The 24,936-nt window shown below is 62.0% G+C and carries 22 protein-coding genes; 12 read left to right on the top strand and 10 right to left on the bottom strand.

Annotation, left to right across the window (positions count from 1 at the left end; translation table 11 throughout):
* Nucleotide 1: 1 nt before the first annotated feature.
* The 10 genes from L6D81_RS25315 to L6D81_RS25270 all read right to left on the bottom strand — a co-directional run bounded on the left by L6D81_RS25315 (nt 2) and on the right by L6D81_RS25270 (nt 9,656).
* Nucleotides 2-796, bottom strand: coding sequence for a DUF4123 domain-containing protein (locus L6D81_RS25315; protein ID WP_236182385.1), 795 nt, complete (start codon nt 794-796; stop codon nt 2-4).
* Complete coding sequence (locus L6D81_RS25310) at nt 793-2,142, bottom strand: type VI secretion system Vgr family protein (RefSeq protein ID WP_236182384.1); 1,350 nt, start codon at nt 2,140-2,142, stop codon at nt 793-795. The genes L6D81_RS25315 and L6D81_RS25310 overlap by 4 nt, the downstream gene beginning before the upstream one ends.
* A gap of 232 nt (nt 2,143-2,374) precedes the next feature.
* On the bottom strand, nt 2,375-4,288 hold the full coding sequence (gene speA, locus L6D81_RS25305; protein ID WP_011332271.1) for an arginine decarboxylase: 1,914 nt from the start codon (nt 4,286-4,288) through the stop codon (nt 2,375-2,377).
* A 218-nt stretch (nt 4,289-4,506) separates the two neighbouring features.
* Complete coding sequence (locus L6D81_RS25300) at nt 4,507-4,878, bottom strand: translation initiation factor Sui1 (protein WP_041068080.1); 372 nt, start codon at nt 4,876-4,878, stop codon at nt 4,507-4,509.
* A 186-nt stretch (nt 4,879-5,064) separates the two neighbouring features.
* Entirely contained in the window at nt 5,065-5,622 is a 558-nt protein-coding gene (locus L6D81_RS25295; RefSeq protein ID WP_236182383.1) for an NUDIX hydrolase, read from the bottom strand.
* A gap of 3 nt (nt 5,623-5,625) precedes the next feature.
* Nucleotides 5,626-6,693 (bottom strand): DUF2333 family protein, encoded by a 1,068-nt coding sequence (locus L6D81_RS25290; RefSeq protein ID WP_236182382.1) that lies wholly within the window; start codon nt 6,691-6,693, stop codon nt 5,626-5,628.
* A 137-nt stretch (nt 6,694-6,830) separates the two neighbouring features.
* Entirely contained in the window at nt 6,831-7,307 is a 477-nt protein-coding gene (locus L6D81_RS25285; protein ID WP_236182381.1) for a hypothetical protein, read from the bottom strand.
* A complete protein-coding gene (locus L6D81_RS25280) occupies nt 7,304-7,810 on the bottom strand; it encodes an Hcp family type VI secretion system effector (RefSeq protein ID WP_236182380.1) in 507 nt (168 codons plus the stop codon). The genes L6D81_RS25285 and L6D81_RS25280 overlap by 4 nt, the downstream gene beginning before the upstream one ends.
* Nucleotides 7,789-8,508, bottom strand: a complete 720-nt coding sequence (locus L6D81_RS25275) for a hypothetical protein (RefSeq protein WP_236182379.1) — start codon at nt 8,506-8,508, stop codon at nt 7,789-7,791. The genes L6D81_RS25280 and L6D81_RS25275 overlap by 22 nt, the downstream gene beginning before the upstream one ends.
* On the bottom strand, nt 8,508-9,656 hold the full coding sequence (locus tag L6D81_RS25270) for a DUF2515 family protein (protein ID WP_236182411.1): 1,149 nt from the start codon (nt 9,654-9,656) through the stop codon (nt 8,508-8,510). Before L6D81_RS25270 ends, L6D81_RS25275 begins: the two co-directional genes overlap by 1 nt.
* Before the next feature lie 326 nt (nt 9,657-9,982).
* Between L6D81_RS25270 and gcbA the strand changes: the two genes are divergently transcribed.
* The 12 genes from gcbA (at nt 9,983) to purD (ending at nt 24,936) form a co-directional block, all read left to right on the top strand.
* Entirely contained in the window at nt 9,983-11,653 is a 1,671-nt protein-coding gene (gcbA, locus tag L6D81_RS25265) for a diguanylate cyclase GcbA (protein WP_236182378.1), read from the top strand.
* A 50-nt stretch (nt 11,654-11,703) separates the two neighbouring features.
* Nucleotides 11,704-13,650 (top strand): methyl-accepting chemotaxis protein, encoded by a 1,947-nt coding sequence (locus L6D81_RS25260; protein WP_236182377.1) that lies wholly within the window; start codon nt 11,704-11,706, stop codon nt 13,648-13,650.
* A 58-nt stretch (nt 13,651-13,708) separates the two neighbouring features.
* On the top strand, nt 13,709-15,466 hold the full coding sequence (locus tag L6D81_RS25255) for a protein-disulfide reductase DsbD (RefSeq protein ID WP_236182376.1): 1,758 nt from the start codon (nt 13,709-13,711) through the stop codon (nt 15,464-15,466).
* A 132-nt stretch (nt 15,467-15,598) separates the two neighbouring features.
* Nucleotides 15,599-16,054, top strand: coding sequence for a type II 3-dehydroquinate dehydratase (gene aroQ / locus L6D81_RS25250; protein ID WP_064593231.1), 456 nt, complete (start codon nt 15,599-15,601; stop codon nt 16,052-16,054).
* A gap of 24 nt (nt 16,055-16,078) precedes the next feature.
* Nucleotides 16,079-16,549 (top strand): acetyl-CoA carboxylase biotin carboxyl carrier protein, encoded by a 471-nt coding sequence (gene accB, locus L6D81_RS25245; protein WP_064379210.1) that lies wholly within the window; start codon nt 16,079-16,081, stop codon nt 16,547-16,549.
* A gap of 17 nt (nt 16,550-16,566) precedes the next feature.
* Nucleotides 16,567-17,925 carry an acetyl-CoA carboxylase biotin carboxylase subunit gene (gene accC / locus L6D81_RS25240; RefSeq protein WP_085655569.1) on the top strand — a complete coding sequence of 453 codons (1,359 nt, stop codon included), beginning with the start codon at nt 16,567-16,569 and terminating at the stop codon, nt 17,923-17,925.
* A gap of 166 nt (nt 17,926-18,091) precedes the next feature.
* The gene (prmA, locus tag L6D81_RS25235; protein ID WP_236182375.1) at nt 18,092-18,970 is read left to right on the top strand and encodes a 50S ribosomal protein L11 methyltransferase; all 879 of its coding nucleotides are present in this window, start codon (nt 18,092-18,094) and stop codon (nt 18,968-18,970) included.
* Nucleotides 18,971-19,000: 30 nt separating this feature from the next.
* Nucleotides 19,001-20,251 (top strand): DUF3426 domain-containing protein, encoded by a 1,251-nt coding sequence (locus L6D81_RS25230; RefSeq protein WP_236182374.1) that lies wholly within the window; start codon nt 19,001-19,003, stop codon nt 20,249-20,251.
* A gap of 185 nt (nt 20,252-20,436) precedes the next feature.
* Nucleotides 20,437-21,447, top strand: coding sequence for a tRNA dihydrouridine synthase DusB (dusB, locus tag L6D81_RS25225; protein ID WP_007951027.1), 1,011 nt, complete (start codon nt 20,437-20,439; stop codon nt 21,445-21,447).
* Nucleotides 21,444-21,764: a DNA-binding transcriptional regulator Fis gene (gene fis / locus L6D81_RS25220; protein WP_002555375.1), complete on the top strand. Its 321-nt coding sequence runs from the start codon at nt 21,444-21,446 to the stop codon at nt 21,762-21,764. Before dusB ends, fis begins: the two co-directional genes overlap by 4 nt.
* Nucleotides 21,765-21,846: 82 nt before the next feature.
* Nucleotides 21,847-23,454 (top strand): bifunctional phosphoribosylaminoimidazolecarboxamide formyltransferase/IMP cyclohydrolase, encoded by a 1,608-nt coding sequence (gene purH, locus L6D81_RS25215; RefSeq protein WP_039772035.1) that lies wholly within the window; start codon nt 21,847-21,849, stop codon nt 23,452-23,454.
* A 189-nt stretch (nt 23,455-23,643) separates the two neighbouring features.
* On the top strand, nt 23,644-24,936 hold the full coding sequence (gene purD, locus L6D81_RS25210) for a phosphoribosylamine--glycine ligase (protein WP_236182373.1): 1,293 nt from the start codon (nt 23,644-23,646) through the stop codon (nt 24,934-24,936).

Below are 24,936 nucleotides of genomic sequence, written 5' to 3'. Positions count from 1 at the left end.
CTCACGACGGATCATTCAGCCAGCGCCGACGTAACAGTTCGAGCCGCTCCCGTGGGGTCAAACCTTGCGGCAGCGGCATCAGTTCGGCACGCGGATGCTGCAACCGCAGCCACAACCAGTCGTCCAGCAGCGCCTGCTCGCTGAACCCCAGCGCCAGGCCTTGCTCCTGAAAGGCTGACATCAGCCGATAGTCGTTCCCCGTCGCCTGACTCCAGCGCCAGACATGCTGATCCAGCAGACAACGATGCAAGCGTTCACGCTGTCGGCGGGTCAGGCTTTGCTCGATCCGCAGCGGCTCCACGGCCAGCCCCGGATTGCGCAGTTGCTGCCAGCCCTGACTGCCGCCGGCCAGATCGGCCCAGGTCCCGCCGAACCAGCGCAGCCATCCGATCGGCCCAAGCCAGCAGCTCAATTGCCGGGCATCGCAGGCATCGAAAAAGTAGCTGGCGGTCTGACGATTGTAGAAATTGAGCAGTGCCCGGTGGTTCAGGCCGATGGACACGGTCAGCATCCGCTGCAAGTGTTCGCGCAATGCCTGCGCCGCAGCGTCGCTGCCCAGCAACAGCCCTTGCCAGGTCAGCGGGTCGGTGTGGCAGAGCGCCGACAGCGCAGGGCTATCGCGCAGGTCCACCAGCCATGGTCCTTGCTCACTGGCCGGCTCAAACTCGGTACCGTCAAACAGCTTCAGGCTGTTCACACCGGAGAATCCCTGGCGTAACGTCTTCACTGCCTGCGGTGCCTGTGCGATGTCCAGCAGCAACCACTGCGCACGTTGCCCGGGAGCCGCGACGCTCATCTTCCGTCGCTCGTTTTGAGCCCGGCGACCAATCGACAGCTGCACAGTGATGCCGCGCAATGGCGATAACTGCCGCCCCCCGGTATCAGGCACAGCAACAACAAAGGCTCGGCCGCCTTCAACCATTGAGGCAAGCCCGTGATATCCAGGTGTTCGGGCAGCGGTGACGGTGCGTCATCCTCGATGGCCTCGGTGAGTGCCGGGGCCTGCAAGACGCCACTGATCACGGGCCGCTCGGGGTCACCTTCCAGAAAGCTCACCACCACCTCGACCCCGTCCTTCAATGATGCCATCGGCGTATCGGCCAACGCCGGAGCCAGCGGCAGCCAGCAGTGGCTGGGACGGGCCCCCTCGCCCTGATAAAGCCAGTCGAACTGAACGGCCACCGGCCGCACGGCATCAGGTTGCGCTTCCTCGACCGACACCACCCACGCACGTTGCGGGCTGCACATGCGCGCCCCCTGGTGGTCAACGGATGACCGGGATGTCGATAACTGGTCAGCGGCAAAAATCCTGTTGCTGTAGGGCGGTTCGAGTGACTGATCGGCCCGGTGCTCGATTCGGCTCACCAGCCATTGCGTATTCGCGTCTGCCAGGGGCTCGCCGGAGATCGTCAACCATTGGCCACTGCGCAGGGTTGGCGAGTCGGAGTGCCCCTGCGCCGTACGTGTTCGCCGCGAGCCTTCTGCGTGCAGGCACGCGTGCTCGCCCAGTTGCCAGCGGCGCACTGTCGGCGACCGCTCCCCTTGTTCGCCCTCGAATCGCAGATTGCCGGCGCGCGGCAGCCGGGCCGGGTCATCCCCGAACACCAGGCAATGTCCTCGGCTCCCATGTTCGAAGTGATAGTGAATGCGTGCCTGCCCACACAACCGCTGCACCAGTTGCAGATCCGACTCGCCGTACTGGGTGCAGAATGTCCGGGGCGGATACACAGCCTGCAGATCGAACCGGCGCCAGTTGCCACTGATGCCGTGCTCTCTGAGCACCTGATCAAGAATCTGCGGCACCGAGCGGTCGCTGAAGATGCGTTGGCTGAAGCGCAGCCCCAGACAGCTCAACCGCGGCCCGAGCCGCGCCCGGCACAACCGGGCACCGCGTCCTTGTTCATGCTGGACAAGGCTGTGCAACTGCCCGTGAACACCATTGTCACCAGGCCCGAAACACAGGCGCGCCGAACGATACATCAGCCCGGCAAGGTCCAGGTGCGGATCATTGACCAGCACGTCGATCTCGAACGCAAAAGGCTCGCTGATGGCTTCGCAACCCGTGAATGCCAGGACTTCAAGCGAGTCGGACAGGCCCGCTACATCGAGACGAAACGACGGCTCGTCGGCTGGATCGAACATGGAGGGAATCTCTACAGGGGGGCGGGCGGGGATTCTCGCCGAGACCCATGGCCGAGTAGAGGGCCGAACTACAAATTCGGAAATGACCTACGCGAAAAGCAGACGACGTCACTTTGCTCGCCCGGAAGCAGGCCGTTTCGCGAAGAGAAAAAGAAGCGTCTCACCCGGTTATCTGAAACGTCCGCGATGGGCGGAACAATTTCAGACAACCAGATGAAAGCGAAACCTGGCCTCAGGAAGACAGGTAAGAGGAGCGGGTCAGACCCAGGCGCAATGCATCGAGGAACTGGGTACGCTCGCTGGCGCTGATGCGGGCACTGGCGCACTTGTCGCGGTAGTGGGTCATCAACTCTTCCGGCGACAGGTGCACGTAGCGCAGCATGTCTTCGATGGTGTCGTGGGTTTCAATGCCGGCGTGGTACACGCTGCCGTCGGCGTTCTGGTAGATGTTCACCGAGTCGGTGTCACCGAACAGGTTGTGCATGTCGCCGAGAATTTCCTGATAGGCCCCGACCAGGAACACGCCCAGCAAGTAGTCTTCACCTTCGTTCAGCGCGTGCACCGGCAGGCTGGTCTCGATGCTCTGCTCGTCGACGTACTGGTTGATCTTGCCGTCGGAGTCGCAGGTCAGATCCTGCAGCACCGCGCGACGCAGCGGTTCTTCGTCGAGACGGTGCAGCGGGATGATCGGCAGCACCTGATCGATCGCCCAGGTGTCCGGCAGGCTCTGGAACACCGAGAAGTTGCAGATGTACTTGTCGGCCAGCTTGTCGTTGAGTTCGTCCAGCACCTGACGGTGCGAACGCTGACGCGCCTTCAGCGAGTTGTGCAGACGACGGCACACCGCGAAGTAGCACTGCTCGGCCAGGGCTTTCTCGGCCAGGGTCAGTTTGCCGTCGGCGTACTGGGCGGCCACGTCGCTCATGTAGTGGGTGGCGCGCCAGTAGGTCTCGGTGACCATTTCGATGTCGGTCGGACCGAGCAGGTCAACCAGCCACTGCACGGTTTCCGGCAGCGCTTCCTTGTTTTCGATCTGCGGCACGTCGTCATTGTGTTTCTCGACGTCGGTCACCTGCACCACCAGCATCGCGTGGTGCGCGGTCAGCGAGCGGCCGCTTTCGGAGAAGATGTGCGGATGCGGCAGGGCCTGCGCGTCGCAGAACTCTTTGAGCATGCCGACCACGACACCGGCGTAATCGTCCATGTCGTAGTTGATCGAACTGGCGTTGCGCGAGTGTGTACCGTCGTAGTCCACACCCAGGCCACCACCGACGTCGATGTGATCGACCGGCAGACCGAGGTTGCGCAGCTCGCCGTAGTAACGGATCGCTTCCTTGAAGCCATGCTGGTAGTCAGCCAGGTTGGCGATCTGCGAACCCATGTGGAAGTGCAGCAGACGGATGCCCTGATCCAGGCCCGCCGCGCGGAAACGCTCGACCACCGACAGCAGTTGCGCCGCCGACAGACCGAACTTGGATTTCTCGCCACCGGTGTCCGCCCACTTCGACGACGCCAGGGACGACAGACGCACGCGCAGGCCGACCTGCGGCTTGACCTTGAGCGAGGCGGCTTCTTCGATCACCAGACCGACTTCCGATTCTTTCTCGATCACGATGAATACATTGTGGCCGAGCTTCTGGCCCATCAGCGCCAGACGGATGAACTCGCGGTCCTTGTAACCGTTGCAGACGATGGTCCCGCCCTTCGGCGCCAGCGCCAGCACCGCCAGCAGTTCAGGCTTGGAGCCGGCTTCCAGACCGATCGAAACGTTCTGGGTGGCGATGATGTTTTCAATCACCGCTTCCTGCTGGTTGACCTTGATCGGGTAAAGCGCGGTGTATTTGCTCTGATACTCCAGACGCTCGATGTTGGCGTCGAACGCGCCGGTCAGCTGACGGACACGGTCTTGCAGAATGTCGGGGAAACGCACCAGCAGCGGCAGGGACAAGCCGCTCTTGCGCAACTGGTCGACTTGTTCGAACAGATCGATAGGCGAGCTGCTCGGGCCGTTCGGACGAACTTCGACGCGACCGGCGTCATTGATCGCGAAATACCCGGCCCCCCAATGGCGAATCCCGTAAACACTGCGGCTGTCCGCAACTGTCCATTGGCTGCCATCGTCTTTGCGTGTGCGTCGTACGGACATCGAAGTCCCCTATAAAGAAGTCATAGTGCGTCGCCTGATCGCAGGCCGGCGCAGTCTAAAGAATGAAAATGACGGTTCGTCAGCGGGGCGGTAGACCGCGCTGACTGCGTTGAGTTTAGAAACCGTTCATGAACAGGCTCTGTGAAAACCATGGAAACGACGTCAGACCCAGGGACTCTGGAGCTGAATCAAGCCGCCGGTGGGTTTCACAGAGGCTGCTAGCCGCCGGACTTCTTCGCCTTGAAACCGTGCTTGATCAGTTCGGCCAGCAGTAGCTCGACATGGTCGCCCTGAATCTCGATGACCCCGTCTTTCAACGCACCGCCAGTGCCGCAACGTTTCTTCAACGTTGTCGCCAGCTCCTTCAGTGCGTCTTCGGCCAGGGGCACACCGGTGATGGTGGTCACCGTCTTGCCGCCACGACCCTTGCTCTCGCGGCGCACGCGGGCAATGCCGTCGCCGGCCGGAATCACGGTTTGCTTGCAGATACAGGCGTCCACCGGTTTGCTGCATTCCGGGCAATGACGACCTGCGTCGGTGGAAAATACCAGGCCGCCCAGGGCGGCGAAGGATGCGGCTTTTTTGGCCACCGGCAATCCTCTCGGGAGGACAAAGACTGATCGCAGCCTCGGGCAAGGCTATCGACCGCGAAGCCCCACTCAGGCAGGGGCAGCGCTACTGTGCCATCAGCTCCTGAAAGCGGACCGGCACAGCTTGAAAAGGTCGCGCAGTGTAACGGCAAAAACGCCGATTGCTAAGTGCCAATCGGCGCCAATTTATGTGTTCTTTGCGACGTCGCTTTGTTGCGCCTTCAAATAGCGTTGCAACGCGGCCAGAGAGTCCGGGCAATAAGGTTTTTGCCGGATTTCCCGCATGACCTGCTCGACGGGAATGAAGCGCGCTTCGAGCACCTCCTCCGGCTGCAGGATCAGCGGCCCGTCCCACACGGCCGAAAACGCCGAACACCACAGGCGATTGCCGGTGTCCTCGAAGTAGAAGTGGTCGTGAGCCGTCAGCTCGACGCCGCTCACTCCCAACTCTTCTTCCAGCTCACGGGCCGCCGACTCGGCGTAGGTCTCGTTCGCCTGCACCATGCCGCCCGCCGCCACGTCCCAGTAACCGGGATAGATGGCTTTGCTCAACGTACGCCGATGGACGCAAAGCTCACCGGCGGAGTTGAACAGCATGATGTAGGTACCACGGCCGATCAGTCCGCGTTCTCGCAGGTCCGAACGCACCAGCGCACCAAGCAGGTTGTCCTGCTCGTCGACCCAGGCGATCTGTTCGGCATCCGAAGCGGCGCGGTGAGCCGCCTCTTTGGCGCTCTCGTCCATGACTCAGCCCTGATTGAGCAGTTGACGCAAATCGATCACGGCCGCGTTGGCCCGGGAAATGTAGTTGGCCATGACCAGCGAGTGGTTGGCCAGCACACCGAAGCCGCTGCCGTTGAGGATCATCGGGCTCCAGACCGGTTCCTGAGACGCTTCCAGCTCACGGATGATCTGACGCACGCTGACGGTCGCGTTCTTCTTCGCCAGCACGTCGGCGAAATCGACCTCGATCGCGCGCAGCAGGTGCGACAGCGCCCAGGCCTGGCCACGGGCCTCATAGAACACGTTGTCGATCTGCATCCAGGGAGTCTCGACCACTTCCTCGTCGACCTGCGGCACTTCACCCACCGCCGGCACTTCGGTTTTCAGCGCAGTGTTGAGTTTGACCCGGCCGACACTGGCCGACAGGCGTTGCGACAGAGAACCGAGGCGAGTGCCGACATCACCCAGCCAGTTGTTCAGGTTGTCGGCGCGGGCATAGAACAACGCACTTTTCTGGGCCGGGTCGGACAGGCGCGCCTGATAACGGCTCAGGGAATTGATGCCTTCCTGATATTCCGACTCGCTGGACGGCAGGATCCAGCTCTTGTTGTCGAAGTTGAAGCGCGGCTCGGCCTTGGCCAGGTCGGCGTCTTCAGCCGATTGCGACTGCGAGCGGGCGAAATCCTTGCGCAAGGCGCGGGTCAGGTCGCGGACCTGCACCAACACGCCGTATTCCCAGCTCGGCATGTTGTCCATCCACAGGCCAGGCGGGAAACGGTCGTTGGAAATGTAGCCACCTGGCTTGTCGAGCAAAGTGCCGGCAACGGTTTTCAGGGTTTCGACGGTGGTGTAGCCGACCACCATCTGCCTGCCCTCTTTCTCGGCGGCAACCTGGGCGTTCTGCGCGACGGGAAACAGCGCCGGCTCCTGGCTCCAGTACCAGCCAAGGGCAATGGTCACCAACAGGTAAATGGCGACCAGCGTGGCCAGCGCCCGGCTGAACAACAGCCCGCCGACATAGCTGCGGGTGGCCGACTTGGGCTCGGCGGCACGTTCAGGCGCGCTGCCCGCGCGGTTCTTCCAGTCCAGCATGGCGATATCCTTTCAATCTTGGGTTCAACGGTTCGACCACAACCATACAACAACGTGCCTCGACCGGGCACCCGCGATCAGGGTAGCGGAGAAAAACAAGTGGAGGTCGTCAGTGAACGAAAGGATAGACGCAGGCTTCAGACGTTGAAAATTCGCATTGAAATCTGCCCGGCATCCTCCGGCATGAACAGATGAGCAATGCCCTCGGCATCAGTTCGGCGCTGGGTGGGAACCCCATCGATGGTTGCAATGTAGGCCTGCAGCGGCAATGGCTCGCCGGTCATGCTGTCGACCAGACGATAGATTCGCGGTGTTCGGGTGGGTTGAGCCGGTGGATTGTTCATCAGGTCGAGCACCGCCTGATCGAAGGCTGCCTGGGCAACGGGCCATTCGCTGTAATCGGCTTCTGACCTGAGCAACCGCCAGTCGCCGCGCTCGATGTGCTCCAGCACTGCGCTGTCCAGATCGAGCATCAGGCCTGCCCGCAGTTGATCGAGACCTTCGAGGGGTTGCCTTTCCAGCAATACCTTGCAAACCCGCTCCAGCGCCTGATCCACCGGATAGACATGCAGGCGCTCGTTTTCGGTCAGGTGCGAATGGTGAACCAGCCTCATCCCTGGCCCTCGCTCTGCCACTCATCCGAGCCCATTGTCCGGCTGATCTCATGCCGCCAGTAGATGCGCCGGTAACTGAAGTGGACTTTTTCCCGTTGTGTCAGGTGCGCTGTGACTGGGTCCTGGCAGTCGGGCATAAAGACCTCGGCGCTGACGATCTGCGCGTCCTCCAGTTCAATCGTATAGAAGTGCTCCTGAGTACCGTGGGCCGATGTTCGATAGAACTCCAGACAACACTTGCTCAGCCGTTCACCGGAACACAGGGCGACCTGGATCAGCGGCGACGCTTTGTCGATGGTTTTGGTGATGACCAGCGGCTTGTGCATTCGCCGCCCGGCACCCGCGCCGTTGGGCAGGAGAATGCCGTGGCTGAAGGCCTGAACCATGATCTTGTCCTCACGCCCGTTCTGGTAGCTGTTGCCCACCGACGGTTCGGTGAAGGCACCGGCGCTGATCAGGCCCTGATGGCTGCCGTAGATCGTCATGAAAGCGGGGGTTGGCATGGTATTGCTCCTTGTTTGGGTTGAGGCGAAGGAAAGGGGTGGGGTTCTTCGTAGAGGTCTTCCGTTTCCTCGAATCTCCAGGGTCTGCTGAGCTCTAGAGTGATGAGATAGCGCTCCTGATCGGGGTGTCTGGAGTCGGCGAATCGTCCAAGAAACAACATCGCTTCGTACTGCTCGCCGGCCTTCCAGTAAGTGGTACCAGTCCGTACCCCCGGCCTTAGAAAGGCCCGCCACTCGGGGGTGTCCGCGATGGTGGGATTGTGCCGCGTCCCCATGGGTTTCCACCCTTTCGCGCACCATTGGGCTTGCAGATCGAGAACGACCTTCAAGGCATCTTCAATCAGCAACGGTTCGACCTGGGGAGACATACGAATATTACCGACCACGTCACCCTTGAAAGTGAACGTAAAGAACCGCGCCAGCGGCGTTTCGAAACCGTACTGCGGATCGACAAATCGCAGGCGCGCATCTGTCCTGGAAGCGCCACCCCAGACGCGCCTGCCAACATGGCCCCATATAACGAGGGGTGCGGTCGAATGGTCACGCATGTATTCATACGTTCCTCCAACGGACATGGCGATCACAGAATCGCCCCACAGAGGCTGTGTCAATTGACGTGCAGCAGCCACTGCCAAAACACCACAAAACCCCAGCCATGCCCAACAACGCCATCTGGACAGACAGGCACGCAAGCGCATCAAGCGCCCTCCAAGGCAGCAATCTCACGGATGGATTGCGCCAGTGCGTCTCTGTTGCTGTCATTGAGCATCTGGTGAAAACGGGCTGCGGCCCGCAGGACAAACGCCATTCGCTGATCGAGATCGGACAGGTCCGCCAGCGGGTTGCGGCCAAAATCGATGGTGCGACCGTCATCGACCCGCTGACATTGACTGGAGAGGGTCAGCTCGATGGCCTGGGCTACACCGGAAGGGAAGCCGGTCACGTAGGAAAAATGGTTGCTACGCAGCAGCATTACCAATTGACGGTTTTCGTAGATGCTCGGCTGAAGAATGTTTTGCTGTTCGTGCCAGGCCAGATGTTGCACGCTTGAGGCAATGTTTCCCGCCTCAATGGCCTCGAAGGCATTCAAGACTTGTTCAAACGCCTTCCCAAACGGGAGCGTTTCCTGACTTACCGGCCAAAGCACGGGAAACTTTGCGTACCCATAAATGCCTTCGCGTGCCCTCAAACACTTCTTCAACTCCGCCAACCCTCGCACCGCATAAAACTGATGCAGCGGATAAACATCCAGAAACAGCGTGGTATTGCCCATCGCCATCATGTCGTACACATGCCGGAACTGTTGCTGCACCAATGACAGCTCTTCACCCGAAGTACGCAAATCCAGCGAAGGCACAGGGTTGCGCGCCCTCGCCTCTTGGTAATCCCCCCAGTCCTCGGCCTGTCGGGGCATTTTGTCCGGAGTGAGCAGCCCGGACTCTCGGCGCCCGTCCCGCACCCGCTGCCGCGCCTCATGCTCCTGGCGGATCAGCTTGATACTGTCCGCCGCATGCAGCAATCCACAACCGACCTGCTTGGACGCGAACGCCGCCAGCCCGGCCCACTGGAACCGCGAATCATGCAGCCACAGTCGGGCATACGCGGCGTTGATCGCCCGATTGCGCTGCACGGGATCGGCGATCAACGCGCCGTCAGGGGCGACGATTTTTTCCGCCTCCCGCTGATAGGCACGCCAAAGGCACTGGCACGTCAAAACCGGTACCTCGGTCACCCTCACCCGTTCGCCATACAACCTCTCTTCATTGCACTCGCAGTCGGCGACGGGCGTGATGCTGTGATTCAGGCGCTGGGCATCGCTGGGGTGTTTGTTGAAACACTGGGCCATGTTCGGGCAAACATCCGGTAGGGGTTTCCCTGACCCTACCAGCGCAAAACCCTTGCGAAACCGACCTTGGGAAAAATCAGAAAGCCCTGACAGACGATGACCATCCAGTGCGGGGGAAGCGTCCTCAAAAGCCTTGAGAAACATCCTTTAAGGCCCGGTTCACGGGCACTTGATCGACGAGCAAGTCCCGGACAAAACCGCCCAGTCAGAAACTGAATGGTGACGCACCGCAGATTATTGACGTACGACACTCATGTAAGGGAAAAGAGGTGCTAGCATAGAGCCACCAGTCGATCTCAGCATGCAGCCTAACTAGTAGTCAGGATATGACCGAGCCAGAAGACCCCAGCCGTGAGCGCCTCAAGCACCACTTTGCCCAGCGGGTAATTCATCAGGCACGTCAGATTCTTGAGATATGGCAGCGCCTGCAACGCAGTGAGTGGTCCACTGCCGATCTCGCCGAACTGAGCGAGGCCAATCTGCGCCTGCTGCGTTTTGCCGAGCGCTTCGAACAGCCCGAACACACGCAGCTGGCCCGCCACATCAGCCAGTCGCTGGAAGCGGTGGATGCCAATCGCGGACGCCTGAGCAGCGGCCTGATCACCGACCTCAACCGTTTGATGCAGCGCCTGTCGCGCACCGGGCTGCGCCATGGCGATCAGCTCGATCAGACCTTCCTGCCGCCCCTGCGCAAACCGATCTACGTGATGCTGCAGGATCACGACCGCGCCGAGCGGCTGGCCAAGCAGCTGGAGTTTTTCGGTCTGAGCGCCCAGGCGCTGGACAGTGTGTCGGCGTTTCGCTCCTCGATGGTCGAGCGCCTGCCGGCCGCGATCGTCATGGACGTGGATTTCAGCGGTGCCGGCGTCGGCCTGACACTCGCCGCCGAAGCCCAGCAGGGTCTGGAAGAACCGCTGCCGCTGCTGTTCTTCAGTCTGCACGAAACCGACACCCCGACCCGCCTCGCGGCGGTACGCGCCGGAGGCCAGGAATTTCTCACCGGCACCCTCGAAGCCTCGAGCCTGCTGGAGAAGATCGAAGTCCTGACCTGCGTCGCCCAGTACGAACCCTATAAAGTGTTGATCATCGACGACTCCCGCGCCCAGGCACTGCACACCGAGCGCCTGCTCAACAGCGCCGGGATCGTCACCCGCACCCTGATCGAACCGATCCAGGCCATGGCCGAGCTGGCGGACTTTCAGCCGGACCTGATCATTCTCGACATGTACATGCCGGCCTGCACCGGCACCGAACTGGCCAAGGTCATCCGTCACAACGACCGCTACGTCAGCGTGCCGATCATTTACCTGTCGGCCGAAGACGATCTGGACAAGCAGCTCGACGCCATGAGCGAGGGCGGCGACGACTTCCTGACCAAGCCGATCAAGCCGCGTCACCTGATCACCACCGTGCGCAACCGCGCCGCCCGCGCGCGCAACCTGAAAGCGCGGATGGTCCGCGACAGCCTCACCGGCCTGTACAACCACACCCACATTCTGCAATTGCTCGAAGACTGCTCGTTCCGCGCCCGCCGCGAGAACAAGCCGCTGAGCTTTGCCATGCTCGACATTGATCACTTCAAACGGGTCAACGACAGTCACGGCCACCCCATGGGCGACCGCGTGATCAAGAGCCTGGCGCTGTTCCTCAAGCAGCGTCTGCGCAAGACCGATTTCATCGGCCGCTACGGTGGCGAAGAGTTCGCCATCGTCATGCCCGACACCGATATAGAAGCCGCGCACAAAGTGCTCGATGAAATCCGCCAGCGCTTTGCCGAGATTCACTATCCGGCCCAGCCGCAGGATCTGTGGTGCACCTTCAGCGCCGGCGTGGTGGAGATGCGCGACGACTCCGACAGCCTGATGATGGCCAGCCAGGCCGACGAGGCGCTGTACCGCGCCAAGGGCGAAGGACGCAATCGGGTGCAGACCGCGCGCGACTCAAAGCAAAGTGCCACTTTTTCATCGGAATCGACCCAATCGGTCATAACCCTGTAACAGAACCGCAATAAATTCAGGCGCTTACCATTCTGCCGTTGGTAGCCGTCATGCGCCTGAAGTTGCTCACCAATCTCAATACTCTGTTGCTGGTCGCCGTCTGCGTGGCTCTCGGTGCCACGCTGTGGTGGTCGCAGAAAGCTCTGGAACGCCCGTATCTGTTGATGGAGCGTTACCTGGGGCTGTCGCAGCAATTTCAGAATGACGTGGCACGCAATGTCGAGGATTACCTGGCCAGTGGCGACGCCCTGCGTCTGAGCAGCGCCAGTCAGGCCATCGATCATTTGCAGAAAGAACTCGGCGAGCTGCCGCCCGCCCTGGCCGACACCCTGCGCCCGAGCCTCACCGACCTCGATGGATTCAGCAAGACCGACCTGCTGGCCGCCGGCAAACTGGCCGGTGACCCACAAGCCCTGCTGTTGCAGGCCGAGCGCGAATTGAGCGCCAGCCTTGATCAGCTCAACACCTACGCCGGCGGCAACGCGACCTACCTGACGCCCCTGCTGATTGCCTCCCAACACCTGGGCAAACTGTCGCTGGCCCGGGACAAACTGGTCAGCAGCGGACGCAGCGAACTGGCCGCCGATGTCGAGCGCGAAGTCAGCAACATCCGCGCCCAGGCCCAAACGATTGACGCCCTGCCCTTGCTCGGCGTGGTCGCCAGCAGTGAATCCGGCAGCGACGATTTTGCTGCGATGATGGGCATCGAAAGCACAGAAAAAGCCGCCGCCGAAGACGCCGGCGTCGGCCTCAAACGCGAACTCAACAGCCTGCTCGGCCGTTATCCGGCGGAGCTGGCGCGCACCCGCGATCAGATCCAGAAACGCACCGACCTGAGCGCCGCGACCCACCAGAAAATCGCCGCCGTGCAGCAAGCCATCGCCGGTCTTGAACCAGTGGTGCGCGCCCAGCACGGGCAGATCCAGGGCGAAGTACGGCTGATGCAAGGCGTGATGATCGGCCTGATTCTGCTGATCGCGCTGCTGATCGATACCCTGCAACGACGCTTGGCCCGAACCTTGACCAACCTCGCGCCGGCGCTGTCGACCTGGGCCGAAGGCGACTTCAGCCGCGATATTCACCTGGGCAAGACCAACCGCGAGCTGCACGACATCGAAGCCTCGCTCAATCGTCTGCGCGCCTATCTGGTGGATCTGGTCGGAACCATTCGCGGCAATGCCGAGCAGGTGGCGGGCAGCAGCCGCACCCTCGCCGAGCTGAGCAATGACTTGCACAGCGGCGCCGAACACCAGGCCGGCGATACAGCGCTGATCCGTGACTCCCTCGGCGAACTGGAAGCGACCATCCAGCAAGTGGCCGGCGATGCACGCCAGGCCGCCGATGCCAGCCGCCATGCCGGGCTCGCCGTCGAACACGGGCAACAAGTGATCGGCCAGAGCCTCACCGGCCTGCACGCGCTGGTCGGCGAAGTGCAAGGCAACGCGCAAATGATCGAACACCTGGCCGAAGAGTCGGCGACCATCGGCGGCGTGCTGACGGTCATTCGCTCGATTGCCGACCAGACCAACCTGCTGGCGCTCAACGCGGCGATCGAAGCCGCCCGCGCCGGGGAAATGGGGCGCGGATTCGCCGTGGTGGCCGAGGAAGTGCGCTCGCTGGCGCAACGCACCGCCGGCGCCACCGCAGAAATCCAGACCCTGATCGCCGGCCTGCAAACTGCAGCGAGGCAATCGGTCGAGGGCATGCGCGCCCAGGTCGAACACGCCGAGGCTACGGCCAATCAGGCGCAATCGGCAGACGGTGCGCTGGACAGGATTGTCGGCGCGATCCAGACCATCTCCGACACGGCCATCCGCATCGCCGACATCACCGCGCAACAGAGCGGCGCGGTCAGCGAGATCCGCGATCACAGCGAACGGATTCACCAGTTGGGCGGGGACAATCTGCTGCGCATCGGCCAGGGTCGCGAGCAAGGCGAGAACCTGCTGTTGCTCGGCGGTCAACTGCACACCGCCGTGCAGGCGTTCCGCGTGTGACACACAGCGCAGGGCCAAGTCCGCTATCATTCCCGCACCTCTGATTCGCGAGATTGTCATGCGCCGTCTGCTCTGCCTGCTGTTTTTCGTCTTCGCCCTGCCGGCCGGCGCCGCCGGTCTGTTCGACAGCAAGCCCAGCGCCACGCTGGGCTCGGTCAACAACAGCGCCGATTTCCTGCCGGTGCGCGAAGCCTTTCAACTGAGCCTGGTCGAGAGCACGCCGCAATCGGTCAAGCTGCGCTTCGTCGCCAGCGAAGGCTATTACCTCTACCGCCATCGCTTCCAGTTTCGTGCCGAGCCTGCCGAAGTGAAACTCGGCGCCGCACAACTGCCCCAAGGCGAGCAGAAGCACGACGAGTATTTCGGCGACGTCGAGGTCTACCACGGCATTCTCGATGTGCAACTGCCGCGCAATGATTCCCGGGCGTTCACGCTGGCCGTCACCTATCAGGGCTGCGCCGACAAGGGCTTGTGCTATCCACCGGAAACCGAACGCCTGAGCATCGAAGGCAACGCAGCGCCGAGCGACGCGTCCGCTCCAGTGACGGGCTGGGACTGGCGTGATCTGGCGCTGTTCTTCCTGGCAGGCCTGGGGCTGACCTTCACGCCCTGTGTATTGCCGATGCTGCCGATCCTGTCCGGAGTGGTGTTGCGCGGTCAGGTCGGCGGTTGGCGTGGTTTCAATCTGTCGCTGGCTTATGTGCTGCCGATGGCTGCGTGCTTTGCGCTGCTCGGGGCCTTGATGGGGCTGTTCGGCGCGCAATTGAATTTGCAGGCGCGGCTGCAATCGGCGTGGGTGCTGGTGCCGTTCGCGATGTTCTTTGCCGTTTTCGCGCTGGCGATGTTCGGCGTGTTCGAGCTGAAACTGCCGCACTTCATCAGCAGCCGCCTCGACCGGATTGCCGGGCGCACCGAAGGCGGCTCGCTGTGGGGCGCGGCGGTGTTGGGCGTGGTGTCGAGTCTGCTGGTCTCGCCGTGCGTTTCCGCCCCGCTGGCCGGCGCACTGCTTTATATCAGCGCCAGCGGCGATGCGCTGGGCGGTGGCCTGAAGCTGTTCATGCTTGGCCTGGGCATGGGCGCACCGCTGTTGCTGGTGGCCACTGGCGGCGCGGCATGGCTGCCGAAAAGCGGGCCGTGGATGATGTACGTGAAGAACGGCATCGGCGTGTTGCTGCTCGGGCTGGCCATCGGTTTGCTCAGCCGGGTATTGCCAGGACAGATCACGTTGCTGCTGATCGGCTTGCTGGCCGGTGGTGTCGGCCTGTTCCTCGGTGCTCTGGAATTCGTCTACAAACCGCCGCGCAAACGCCTCGGCCAGTTGCTCGGCATGTTCCTGCTGTTTTATGCGCTGGCCTGCTGGTACGGCGCGTTCAGCGGGCAGACCGATCCGTTGAACCCGATGGCCCCGGCGCGCCTTGCCGACAGCGGCGCGACCGCACAAAACAGCGGTTTGTGGCAGACCGTCAGTACCCCGGCGGAATTGGACCGGGTGTTGCTCGAAGCGAAAACCGCCGGCACCCCCCTGCTGCTCGACTGGTACGCCGACTGGTGCATCAGTTGCAAAGTCATCGAGCACGAAGTGCTCAATGACGCCACGGTCGTGGATCGGCTGAAGGGCTATCGCTTGATCCGCTTCGACATCACCGAAAGCAATGCTGAGCAACGCACCCTGCTGGATCGCTACAGCCTGTTCGGCCCACCGGCGCTGATGTTCTTTGGCAAGGACGGGGTGGAACGTCGCGATGTGCGGGTGATCGGCGAGATCAACGCCAGCGACTTCGCCGAACGTGTTGCCAAAGCGAATGACCGGATTTAATCGGTCGGTCACATATTTTGCGCAAACATCGGACATCGTGCTGGCTATTGCAGAGAACTGGACAGTCACAAAGTCTTTGCGGCATAGTCGCCGGGTTCTGACGAAGGCTCACCCATAACAAGGAACACGCAGATGGCAACGCTACTGGTGCTGCACGGCCCCAACCTGAACCTGCTCGGCACCCGGGAGCCCGGGACCTACGGGTCGACCACCCTGGCGCAGATCAATCAGGATCTGGAACGCCGCGCCCGCGAAGCCGGCCATCATCTGCTGTATCTGCAAAGCAACGCCGAGTACGAATTGATCGATCGCATCCACGCCGCACGCGGTGAAGGCGTCGACTTCATTCTGATCAACCCGGCAGCATTTACACACACAAGTGTCGCATTACGTGACGCGCTGCTGGGAGTGAGCATCCCATTCATCGAAGTGCATTTGTCCAACGTGCACAAACGCGAACCTTTCCGCCATCACTCCTACTTCTCCGACGTAGCGGTAGGAGTGATCTGCGGCCTTGGCGCCAGCGGTTATCGACTGGCCCTGGAGGCTGCACTAGAGCAGCTTGAACACCAAGCTATACGCCCCTGACCGACCCTTGGGAGTTGATGATTCATGGATATCCGTAAAGTTAAGAAACTGATCGAATTGCTGGAAGAGTCCGGCATCGACGAGCTCGAGATCAAGGAAGGCGAAGAGTCCGTACGCATCAGCCGTCACAGCAAGACCCCGGCGCAGCAGTACTACGCTCCGGCTCCGATGCAGGCTCCGGCCGCTGCACCTGCCGCCGCTGCCGCTCCGGTGGCTGCTGCAGCCGCAGCTCCAGCTGCCGCTGCTGCTCCAGCGCTGAACGGCACCGTGGCCCGTTCGCCGATGGTCGGCACCTTCTATCGCAAATCTTCGCCAACCTCGCCGTCCTTCGTTGAAGTCGGCCAGACCGTGAAAAAAGGCGACACCCTGTGCATCGTCGAAGCCATGAAGATGATGAACCACATCGAAGCTGAAACCAGCGGTGTGATCGAGTCCATCCTCGTCGAAGACGGCCAGCCGGTTGAGTACGACCAACCGCTGTTCACCATCGTTTGAACTGCGGAGAGCCTTTGATGACTGCGAAGTTGGAAAAAGTTCTGATCGCTAACCGCGGTGAGATCGCCCTGCGGATTCTGCGTGCCTGCAAAGAGATGGGCATCAAGACCGTCGCCGTTTACTCCAAGGCCGACAAAGAGCTGATGCACCTGGGTCTGGCAGACGAATCCGTCTGCATCGGCCCGGCTTCTGCCGCGCACTCCTACCTGCACATCCCGGCAATCATTGCGGCCGCTGAAGTGACTGGCGCCACCGCCATTCACCCAGGCTACGGTTTCCTCGCGGAAAACGCCGACTTTGCCGAGCAGGTCGAGAACTCCGGCTTCGCCTTCATCGGCCCGAAAGCCGAAACCATTCGCCTGATGGGCGACAAGGTATCGGCCAAGCACGCGATGATCGAAGCCGGCGTGCCAACCGTTCCAGGTTCCGACGGCCCGCTGCCGGAAGACGAGGAAACGGCACTGCGCATCGGTCGTGAAGTCGGCTATCCGGTGATCATCAAGGCCGCCGGCGGCGGTGGTGGTCGCGGCATGCGCGTGGTGCACAAGGAAGAAGACCTGATCGCCTCGGCCAAACTGACCCGCTCCGAAGCAGGCGCGGCGTTCGGCAACCCGATGGTCTATCTGGAAAAATTCCTGACCAACCCGCGTCACGTCGAAGTGCAGGTTCTGTCCGACGGCCAGGGCAACGCCATCCATCTGGGTGACCGCGACTGCTCGCTGCAACGCCGTCACCAGAAAGTTCTCGAAGAAGCGCCGGCACCGGGCATCGACGAGAACGCGCGCAAGGAAGTCCTGGCTCGCTGCGTCAAGGCGTGCATCGACATCGGCTACCGTGGCGCCGGCACCTTCGAGTTCCTGTACGAGAACGGTCGTTTCTACTTCATCGAAATGAACACCCGTGTTCAGGTGGAGCACCCGGTTTCGGAAATGGTCACCGGTATCGACATCGTCAAGGAGATGCTCAGCATCGCCGCTGGCAACAAGCTGTCCTACACCCAGGACGATGTGGTCATCCGCGGTCACTCGCTGGAATGCCGAATCAACGCCGAAGACCCGAAAACCTTCATGCCGAGCCCGGGTACGGTCAAGCATTTCCACGCACCAGGCGGCAACGGCGTTCGCGTCGATTCGCACCTGTACAGTGGTTATGCCGTTCCGCCGAACTACGACTCGCTGATCGGCAAGCTGATCACTTACGGCGCGACCCGCGACGAAGCCATGGCCCGCATGCGCAATGCCCTGGACGAAATCGTGGTCGACGGGATCAAGACCAACATCCCGCTGCACCGTGATCTGACCCGCGACGAAGGCTTCTGCAAAGGGGGCGTGAACATTCACTACCTCGAGCACAAGCTGGCTGGCGACAAGCACTAAGCTTCAGCCCGCACCTGACAAAGCCGCCTTCGGGCGGCTTTGTTGTTTCCGAAGGTTTCATCTGCTCACACATTCCCCGTTCCCACAAAACCGTCGCGCTCGCGTAAACTTGCGCGCTTCTCGCAGGCCGCTAGGCTGCAATCAATCTTTTTCACAGGTGCCCGCCATGCCTTGGCTGCAAGTCCGTCTCGCCATCAGCCCAGAACAAGCCGAAACCTACGAAGACGCTTTCCTTGAAGTGGGCGCCGTTTCGGTGACCTTCATGGATGCCGAAGATCAGCCGATCTTCGAACCGGAACTCAATACGACCCCGCTGTGGGCGCACACCCACTTGCTGGCCCTGTTCGAGGGCGGCACCGAAGCCGCCCCGGTACTGGCCCATCTGGAACTGCTGACCGGCAGCCCGCTGCCCGAGCATCACAGCGAAGTGATCGAAGACCAGGACTGGGAACGCAGCTGGATGGATGGTTTCCAGCCGATGCGCTTCGGTCAGCGCCTTTGGATCGTGCCGAGCTGGCACGCCGCGCCGGAACCGGACGCGGTCAACCTGCTGCTGGACCCGGGCCTGGCGTTCGGTACCGGCACTCACCCGACCACCGCGCTGTGCCTGGAATGGCTGGACGGCCAGGACCTGAAAGACTGCAACGTGCTGGATTTCGGCTGCGGCTCGGGGATTCTGGCCATCGCCGCCCTGCTGCTCGGCGCCAAGGAAGCCGTGGGCACCGACATCGACGTGCAGGCGCTGGAAGCCTCTCGCGACAACGCCGGGCGCAACAACATCGCTGACGAGTTGTTCCCGCTGTACCTGCCGCAAGACCTGCCGCAGGTCAAAGCCGACGTGCTGGTGGCCAACATCCTCGCCGGTCCGTTGGTTTCCCTGGCACCGCAACTGTCCAGCCTGGTCAAATCCGGCGGGCGTCTGGCGCTGTCCGGGATCCTCGCCGAACAAGGTGACGAAGTCGCCGCCGCCTACGCGCAGGACTTCGATCTCGACCCGATCGCCAATCGCGATGGCTGGGTGCGCATCACCGGCCGTCGGCGCTAGAATGACCGCCTGCTCAATCCGGATCGCCGCATGACCGACAGCTTCGTCACCCAGTGCCCGCATTGCCAAACCAGTTTCCGCGTCAGCCACGCTCAGTTGAGTGTGGCCCGCGGGGTGGTTCGTTGCGGCTCCTGCCTGCAAGTGTTCAATGCCGCCAAGCAATTGCTGGAGCAACACGCTGGCAAGGAAGCTGTCACGCCGGTGGCGCCGTTAATCAGCGAGCCGGCGCCTGTCGAGCCATCGGCCATCGTCGAAACGCCCGAACCACGCGCCATCAGCCAGAAGCAATGGAGCGCCGCCGAGCTGGATCTGGACAGCCTGGACCTGGACGAAGAACTGGCCCGCCTCGAGCAACGGGAAATCCAGCCGACCACCGAGCTCGGTCGCCCGCGCGAAGATGCCCTGAGCGCTCGCCGCGACAGCCACGAACCGGAAGAGACGACGTGGCCGGACAGTCTGTTCAGCGAACCGGCGGATGAGCGCACACCAGAGGTCGAAGAGACACCCGAAATCATCGAGCCCGAGCCGCTCCGACCGGAGCGCACCGAGCCCTCGCTGTCGCTGGAGCCGGTGGATCTCGATGACGAACCGCCAATTCCGCCAATGCGCCTGCACGATCCGATCGACCCGAATGCCCGACGCGAACGCCTGTCGGCCAGCGACGACATGGATGACGAACGGCCACTGATCGTGCCTGCGCGCAAAAAACGCGAACGCGTCGAAACCAGTGCGCGCGCCGAAGCGTTGCAGGACCTGACCGACGATCCGCTGCAACTGGACTGGCAGAAACGCCGCTCGCCCTGGGGCCGTCGCCTGCTCTGGCTGTTGCTGATCGCGCTCGCCGCCGGCGGTCTGGCCGGACAGTACATCGCCTATCACTTCGACGAACTGGCGCGCCAGGATCAATACCGGCCGTGGTTCCAGCAACTGTGCCCGCAAATCGGCTGCACAGTGCCGTCCAAGGTGGATATCGCCAAGATCAAGAGCAGCAACCTGGTGGTGCGCAGCCACCCGGAGTTCAGCGGTGCGCTGGTGGTGGACGCGATCATTTACAACCGCGCCCCTTTCTCGCAGCCGTTTCCGCTGCTGGAGCTGCGCTTCGCCGACCTCAATGGCCACCTGATCGCCAGTCGTCGCTTCAAACCCGGCGAATACCTCAACGGCGACCTCGAAGGCATGGCGGAAATGCCGCCGCAGACGCCGATCCACATCGCGCTGGACATCCTTGATCCAGGCCCGAAAGCCGTGAACTACAGCCTGAGTTTCCACTCGCCCGAGTGAAACGCTTCACCGCTCCCCGATTGACGGCAGATTTCTGACTGCGCAGCGCGCGACCAAACCGGCGGTAATAACAGAATAACTGTTCAGATTTTGTTCAATTCAGCCTTTATCCAGTCATCGAGAGCGGGTATCATGCCAACCCTTTTTCGAACTCTCATGATCCGGCCCCACTTCAGGGAAGTCCTATGTCGGCGGTACGCATCGGCCCATATACATTGCAGAACGGCTTGATCCTCGCCCCGATGGCGGGCGTCACCGACCAGCCCTTTCGTCAGCTGTGCAAGCGCTTGGGCGCAGGGCTTGTAGTCTCGGAAATGGTCACCAGCGACATGAGCCTGTGGAACACCCGCAAGTCGCGCATGCGCATGATCCACGAAGGCGATCCCGAGCCACGCTCGGTGCAGATCGCCGGTGGCGATGCGCAGATGCTGGCGGATGCGGCCCGGGCCAACGTCGAGCTGGGCGCGCAGATTATCGATATCAACATGGGTTGCCCGGCGAAGAAGGTCTGCAACAAGGCCGCCGGCTCCGCGTTGTTGAAGGATGAGGCACTGGTTACCGAGATCCTGCATGCCGTCGTGGCGGCGGTTGATGTACCGGTGACCCTGAAGATCCGCACCGGATGGGATCGTGACAACAAGAACGGCCTGACGGTGGCGAAGATCGCCGAGCAGGCCGGGATCACGGCGCTGGCGGTGCATGGCCGCACCCGCGCCGACCTGTACACCGGCGAAGCCGAGTACGACACCATTGCCGCGATCAAGCAGGCGGTGTCGATTCCGGTCTTTGCCAACGGCGACATCGTATCGCCGGAAAAGGCCCGCTACGTGCTCGACGCGACCGGTGCCGATGGCCTGTTGATCGGCCGGGCCGCCCAGGGGCGGCCATGGATTTTTCGTGAGATCGAACACTTCCTGCGTACCGGCGAAAAACTGCCGGCGCCGGAGCTGATCGAGGTGGAACGCATTCTGCTTGAGCATCTGGCCGCCCTCCACGCCTTCTATGGGGACGTGATGGGCGTGCGAATTGCCCGCAAACATGTGGGCTGGTATCTCGCAACCTTGCCGGGCGCCAGGGAATTTCGCGCCCACTTCAATCGTTTGGATGGTACGGAAACACAATGCGCCAACGTTCGGGAGTTCTTCGCCGAGCGTTACAAGAGCCTGACAGGGGACGGAGAAGGGGTGGCCGCATGACGATGATGACCGAGACTTTAGTGAGTGGAACAACACCCGTGAGCGACAACGTGAATTTGAAACAGCACCTCAATACCCCGAGCGAAGAAGGCCAGACCCTTCGCGGGAGTGTCGAGAAGGCGCTGCACAATTATTTCGCCCACCTTGAGGGCGCGTCCGTCACGGACGTGTACAACCTGGTGCTCTCCGAAGTCGAGGCTCCCCTGCTCGAAAGCGTGATGAACTACGTCAAGGGCAACCAGACCAAGGCCAGCGAGCTGCTCGGACTGAACCGTGGCACGCTGCGCAAGAAACTCAAGCAGTACGATCTGCTGTAAGCATTCAATCAAACCAGAAAGGCGCCCGCGTAAAACCGGTCGCCTTTTTTGCTGACTTCCCTTGCTTTTGATGGAAATTGAGATGACCGACCAGACTACCCGCCTGCCGATCCGCCGCGCCTTGATCAGTGTTTCCGACAAGACCGGGATCCTCGAATTCGCCAGGGAGCTGGAAGCCCTGGGCGTGGAAATCCTTTCCACCGGCGGGACCTTCAAACTGCTGCAGGACAATGGCGTGGCCGCAGTGGAAGTCGCGGATTACACCGGTTTCGCAGAGATGATGGACGGTCGGGTGAAAACCCTGCACCCGAAAATCCACGGCGGGATCCTCGGTCGTCGCGGTATCGACGACGCGATCATGAATGAGCACGGCATCAAGCCGATCGACCTGGTAGCCGTCAACCTGTACCCGTTCGAAGCCACCATCAGCAAGCCAGGCTGCGACCTGCCGACCGCCATCGAGAACATCGACATCGGCGGCCCGACCATGGTCCGTTCGGCGGCGAAAAACCACAAAGACGTGGCGATCGTGGTGAATGCCAGCGATTACGCCAACGTCCTGGAAAACCTCAAGGCCGGCGGCCTGACCTACGCTCAGCGTTTCGACCTGATGCTCAAGGCGTTCGAACACACGGCTGCCTACGACGGCATGATCGCCAACTACATGGGCACCGTGAACCAGGCTGCCGAAACCCTGAGCACCGAAGGCCGCAGCGAATTCCCGCGCACCTTCAACAGCCAGTTCATCAAGGCCCAGGAAATGCGCTACGGCGAGAACCCGCACCAGAGCGCGGCGTTCTACGTTGAAGCCAAACCGGCCGAAGTCGGCATCGCCACCGCCACCCAGCTGCAAGGCAAAGAACTGTCGTACAACAACGTGGCCGACACCGACGCCGCGCTGGAATGCGTGAAGAGCTTCGTCAAACCGGCCTGCGTGATCGTCAAGCACGCCAACCCGTGCGGCGTGGCCGTGAGCCCGGACGCCGAAGGCGGTATCCGTCAGGCCTACGAACTGGCCTACGCCACCGACACCGAATCCGCGTTTGGCGGCATCATCGCCTTCAACCGTGAACTGGATGCCGAGACCGCCAAGGCGATCGTCGAGCGTCAGTTCGTTGAAGTGATCATCGCCCCAAGCGTCAGCGAAGAAGCCCGCGCCATTGTCGCCGCCAAGGCCAACGTGCGCCTGCTGGCCTGCGGCGAGTGGTCGGCCGATCGCGTTCCGGCCTGGGACTACAAGCGCGTCAACGGCGGCCTGCTGGTACAGAGCCGCGACATCGGCATGATCGGCGCCGACGACCTGAAAGTGGTGACCAAGCGCGCCCCGACCGAACAGGAAGTCCACGATCTGATCTTCGCCTGGAAAGTGGCCAAGTTCGTCAAGTCCAACGCCATCGTCTATGCCAAGAACCGTCAGACCATCGGTGTCGGCGCCGGCCAGATGAGCCGCGTGAACTCGGCGCGTATCGCGGCGATCAAGGCTGAGCACGCCGGTCTGCAAGTGGCTGGTTCGGTGATGGCATCGGACGCGTTCTTCCCGTTCCGCGACGGTCTGGACAATGCGGCCAAGGTCGGTATCACGGCGGTGATCCAGCCGGGTGGCTCGATGCGTGATGCCGAGGTGATTGCAGCGGCTGATGAAGCCGGCATCGCCATGGTTTTCACCGGCATGCGCCACTTCCGTCACTAATCAGACAACGGCCGCACAGAAGCCGGCATCTGCAGCGTTGGAGCCGACCTCGATGATGCTCATTGCCAAACGGCAACTCCGCTCACCGAGGTCGACTCCGCCTTGCATCTACCGACTTCATTGCGACCTCCTGGAGCGTGAAGCGCTTCAGGTTCTAAAACAGAATTAGCGTCATCCGAGGTTTTTGAAATGAATGTTTTGATCATTGGCAGCGGTGGCCGCGAACACGCTCTGGCCTGGAAAGTGGCTCAGGATCCGCGTGTGCAGAAGGTTTTCGTCGCGCCGGGCAATGCCGGTACCGCGATTGAAGCCAAGTGCGAGAACGTCGCCATCGACGTGCTGGCCCTCGAGCAGCTCGCTGACTTCGCCGAGAAAAACGTTTCCCTGACCATCGTCGGCCCGGAAGTGCCGCTGGTGGCTGGCGTCGTCGACCTGTTCCGCACCCGTGGCCTGGACTGCTTCGGCCCGACCGCCGGTGCCGCGCAGCTGGAAGGCTCGAAAGCCTTCACCAAGGATTTCCTGGCGCGCCACAAGATCCCGACTGCCGACTACCAGAACTTCACCGAGATCGAGCCGGCCCTGGCTTATCTGCGTGAAAAAGGCGCACCGATCGTGATCAAGGCCGACGGCCTGGCCGCCGGTAAAGGCGTGATCGTCGCCATGACCCTGGCCGAAGCCGAAGACGCCGTGCGCGACATGCTCGCCGGCAATGCCTTTGGCGACGCCGGTTCGCGCGTCGTCATCGAAGAGTTCCTCGACGGCGAAGAAGCCAGCTTCATCGTCATGGTCGACGGCAAGAACGTCCTGCCGATGGCCACCAGCCAGGACCACAAACGCGTCGGCGACGGCGACAGCGGCCCGAACACCGGCGGCATGGGTGCTTACTCCCCGGCTCCGGTAGTGACCGCTGACGTGCACCAGCGCGTGATGGACCAGGTGATCTGGCCGACCGTGCGCGGCATGGCCGAGGAAGGCAACGTCTACACCGGTTTCCTGTACGCCGGTCTGATGATCGACAAGGCCGGCAATCCAAAGGTCATCGAGTTCAACTGCCGTTTCGGCGATCCGGAAACCCAACCGGTGATGCTGCGTCTGCAATCGAGCCTGGTGCTGCTGGTCGAAGCCGCACTGGCCCAGGCGCTGGACAAGGTTGAAGCGCAGTGGGATCCACGTCCGAGCGTCGGCATCGTGCTGGCCGCCGGCGGTTACCCGGGCGACTACGCCAAGGGCGCGTCGATCAACGGTCTGGACGCCGCCGCTGCACTGGAAGGCAAGGTCTTCCACGCCGGCACTGCGCTCAAGGACGGCAAGGTCGTGACGGCCGGTGGTCGGGTGCTCTGCGCCACCGCCATGGGTGCCAGCGTGAGTGCTGCCCAGGAGCAGGCCTACAAACTGGCCAAGGCCATCGACTGGGAAGGCTGCTTCTACCGCACCGACATTGGCTACCGTGCCATTGCCCGTGAACGCGGTGAGTCTCAGTAA

Source organism: Pseudomonas sputi (assembly GCF_021603585.1).
In the GTDB taxonomy this organism is placed as follows: domain Bacteria; phylum Pseudomonadota; class Gammaproteobacteria; order Pseudomonadales; family Pseudomonadaceae; genus Aquipseudomonas; species Aquipseudomonas sputi.
Note: the sequence above shows the minus strand (reverse complement) of the source record. Positions and strands in the feature narration are given on the sequence as shown.

Coding starts and splice junctions, on each gene's coding strand:
- prmA (WP_236182375.1), top strand. CDS start 18,092: ATGCCTTGGCTGCAAGTCCGTCTCGCCATCAGCCCAGAACAAGCCGAA.
- L6D81_RS25315 (WP_236182385.1), bottom strand. CDS start 796: ATGAGCGTCGCGGCTCCCGGGCAACGTGCGCAGTGGTTGCTGCTGGAC.
- L6D81_RS25295 (WP_236182383.1), bottom strand. CDS start 5,622: ATGGACGAGAGCGCCAAAGAGGCGGCTCACCGCGCCGCTTCGGATGCC.
- speA (WP_011332271.1), bottom strand. CDS start 4,288: ATGTCCGTACGACGCACACGCAAAGACGATGGCAGCCAATGGACAGTT.
- L6D81_RS25285 (WP_236182381.1), bottom strand. CDS start 7,307: ATGAGGCTGGTTCACCATTCGCACCTGACCGAAAACGAGCGCCTGCAT.
- accB (WP_064379210.1), top strand. CDS start 16,079: ATGGATATCCGTAAAGTTAAGAAACTGATCGAATTGCTGGAAGAGTCC.
- purD (WP_236182373.1), top strand. CDS start 23,644: ATGAATGTTTTGATCATTGGCAGCGGTGGCCGCGAACACGCTCTGGCC.
- L6D81_RS25275 (WP_236182379.1), bottom strand. CDS start 8,508: ATGCGCTTGCGTGCCTGTCTGTCCAGATGGCGTTGTTGGGCATGGCTG.
- fis (WP_002555375.1), top strand. CDS start 21,444: ATGACGATGATGACCGAGACTTTAGTGAGTGGAACAACACCCGTGAGC.
- L6D81_RS25255 (WP_236182376.1), top strand. CDS start 13,709: ATGCGCCGTCTGCTCTGCCTGCTGTTTTTCGTCTTCGCCCTGCCGGCC.
- purH (WP_039772035.1), top strand. CDS start 21,847: ATGACCGACCAGACTACCCGCCTGCCGATCCGCCGCGCCTTGATCAGT.
- accC (WP_085655569.1), top strand. CDS start 16,567: ATGACTGCGAAGTTGGAAAAAGTTCTGATCGCTAACCGCGGTGAGATC.
- aroQ (WP_064593231.1), top strand. CDS start 15,599: ATGGCAACGCTACTGGTGCTGCACGGCCCCAACCTGAACCTGCTCGGC.
- L6D81_RS25310 (WP_236182384.1), bottom strand. CDS start 2,142: ATGTTCGATCCAGCCGACGAGCCGTCGTTTCGTCTCGATGTAGCGGGC.
- L6D81_RS25260 (WP_236182377.1), top strand. CDS start 11,704: ATGCGCCTGAAGTTGCTCACCAATCTCAATACTCTGTTGCTGGTCGCC.
- L6D81_RS25280 (WP_236182380.1), bottom strand. CDS start 7,810: ATGCCAACCCCCGCTTTCATGACGATCTACGGCAGCCATCAGGGCCTG.
- L6D81_RS25230 (WP_236182374.1), top strand. CDS start 19,001: ATGACCGACAGCTTCGTCACCCAGTGCCCGCATTGCCAAACCAGTTTC.
- L6D81_RS25290 (WP_236182382.1), bottom strand. CDS start 6,693: ATGCTGGACTGGAAGAACCGCGCGGGCAGCGCGCCTGAACGTGCCGCC.
- gcbA (WP_236182378.1), top strand. CDS start 9,983: ATGACCGAGCCAGAAGACCCCAGCCGTGAGCGCCTCAAGCACCACTTT.
- dusB (WP_007951027.1), top strand. CDS start 20,437: ATGTCGGCGGTACGCATCGGCCCATATACATTGCAGAACGGCTTGATC.
- L6D81_RS25270 (WP_236182411.1), bottom strand. CDS start 9,656: ATGGCCCAGTGTTTCAACAAACACCCCAGCGATGCCCAGCGCCTGAAT.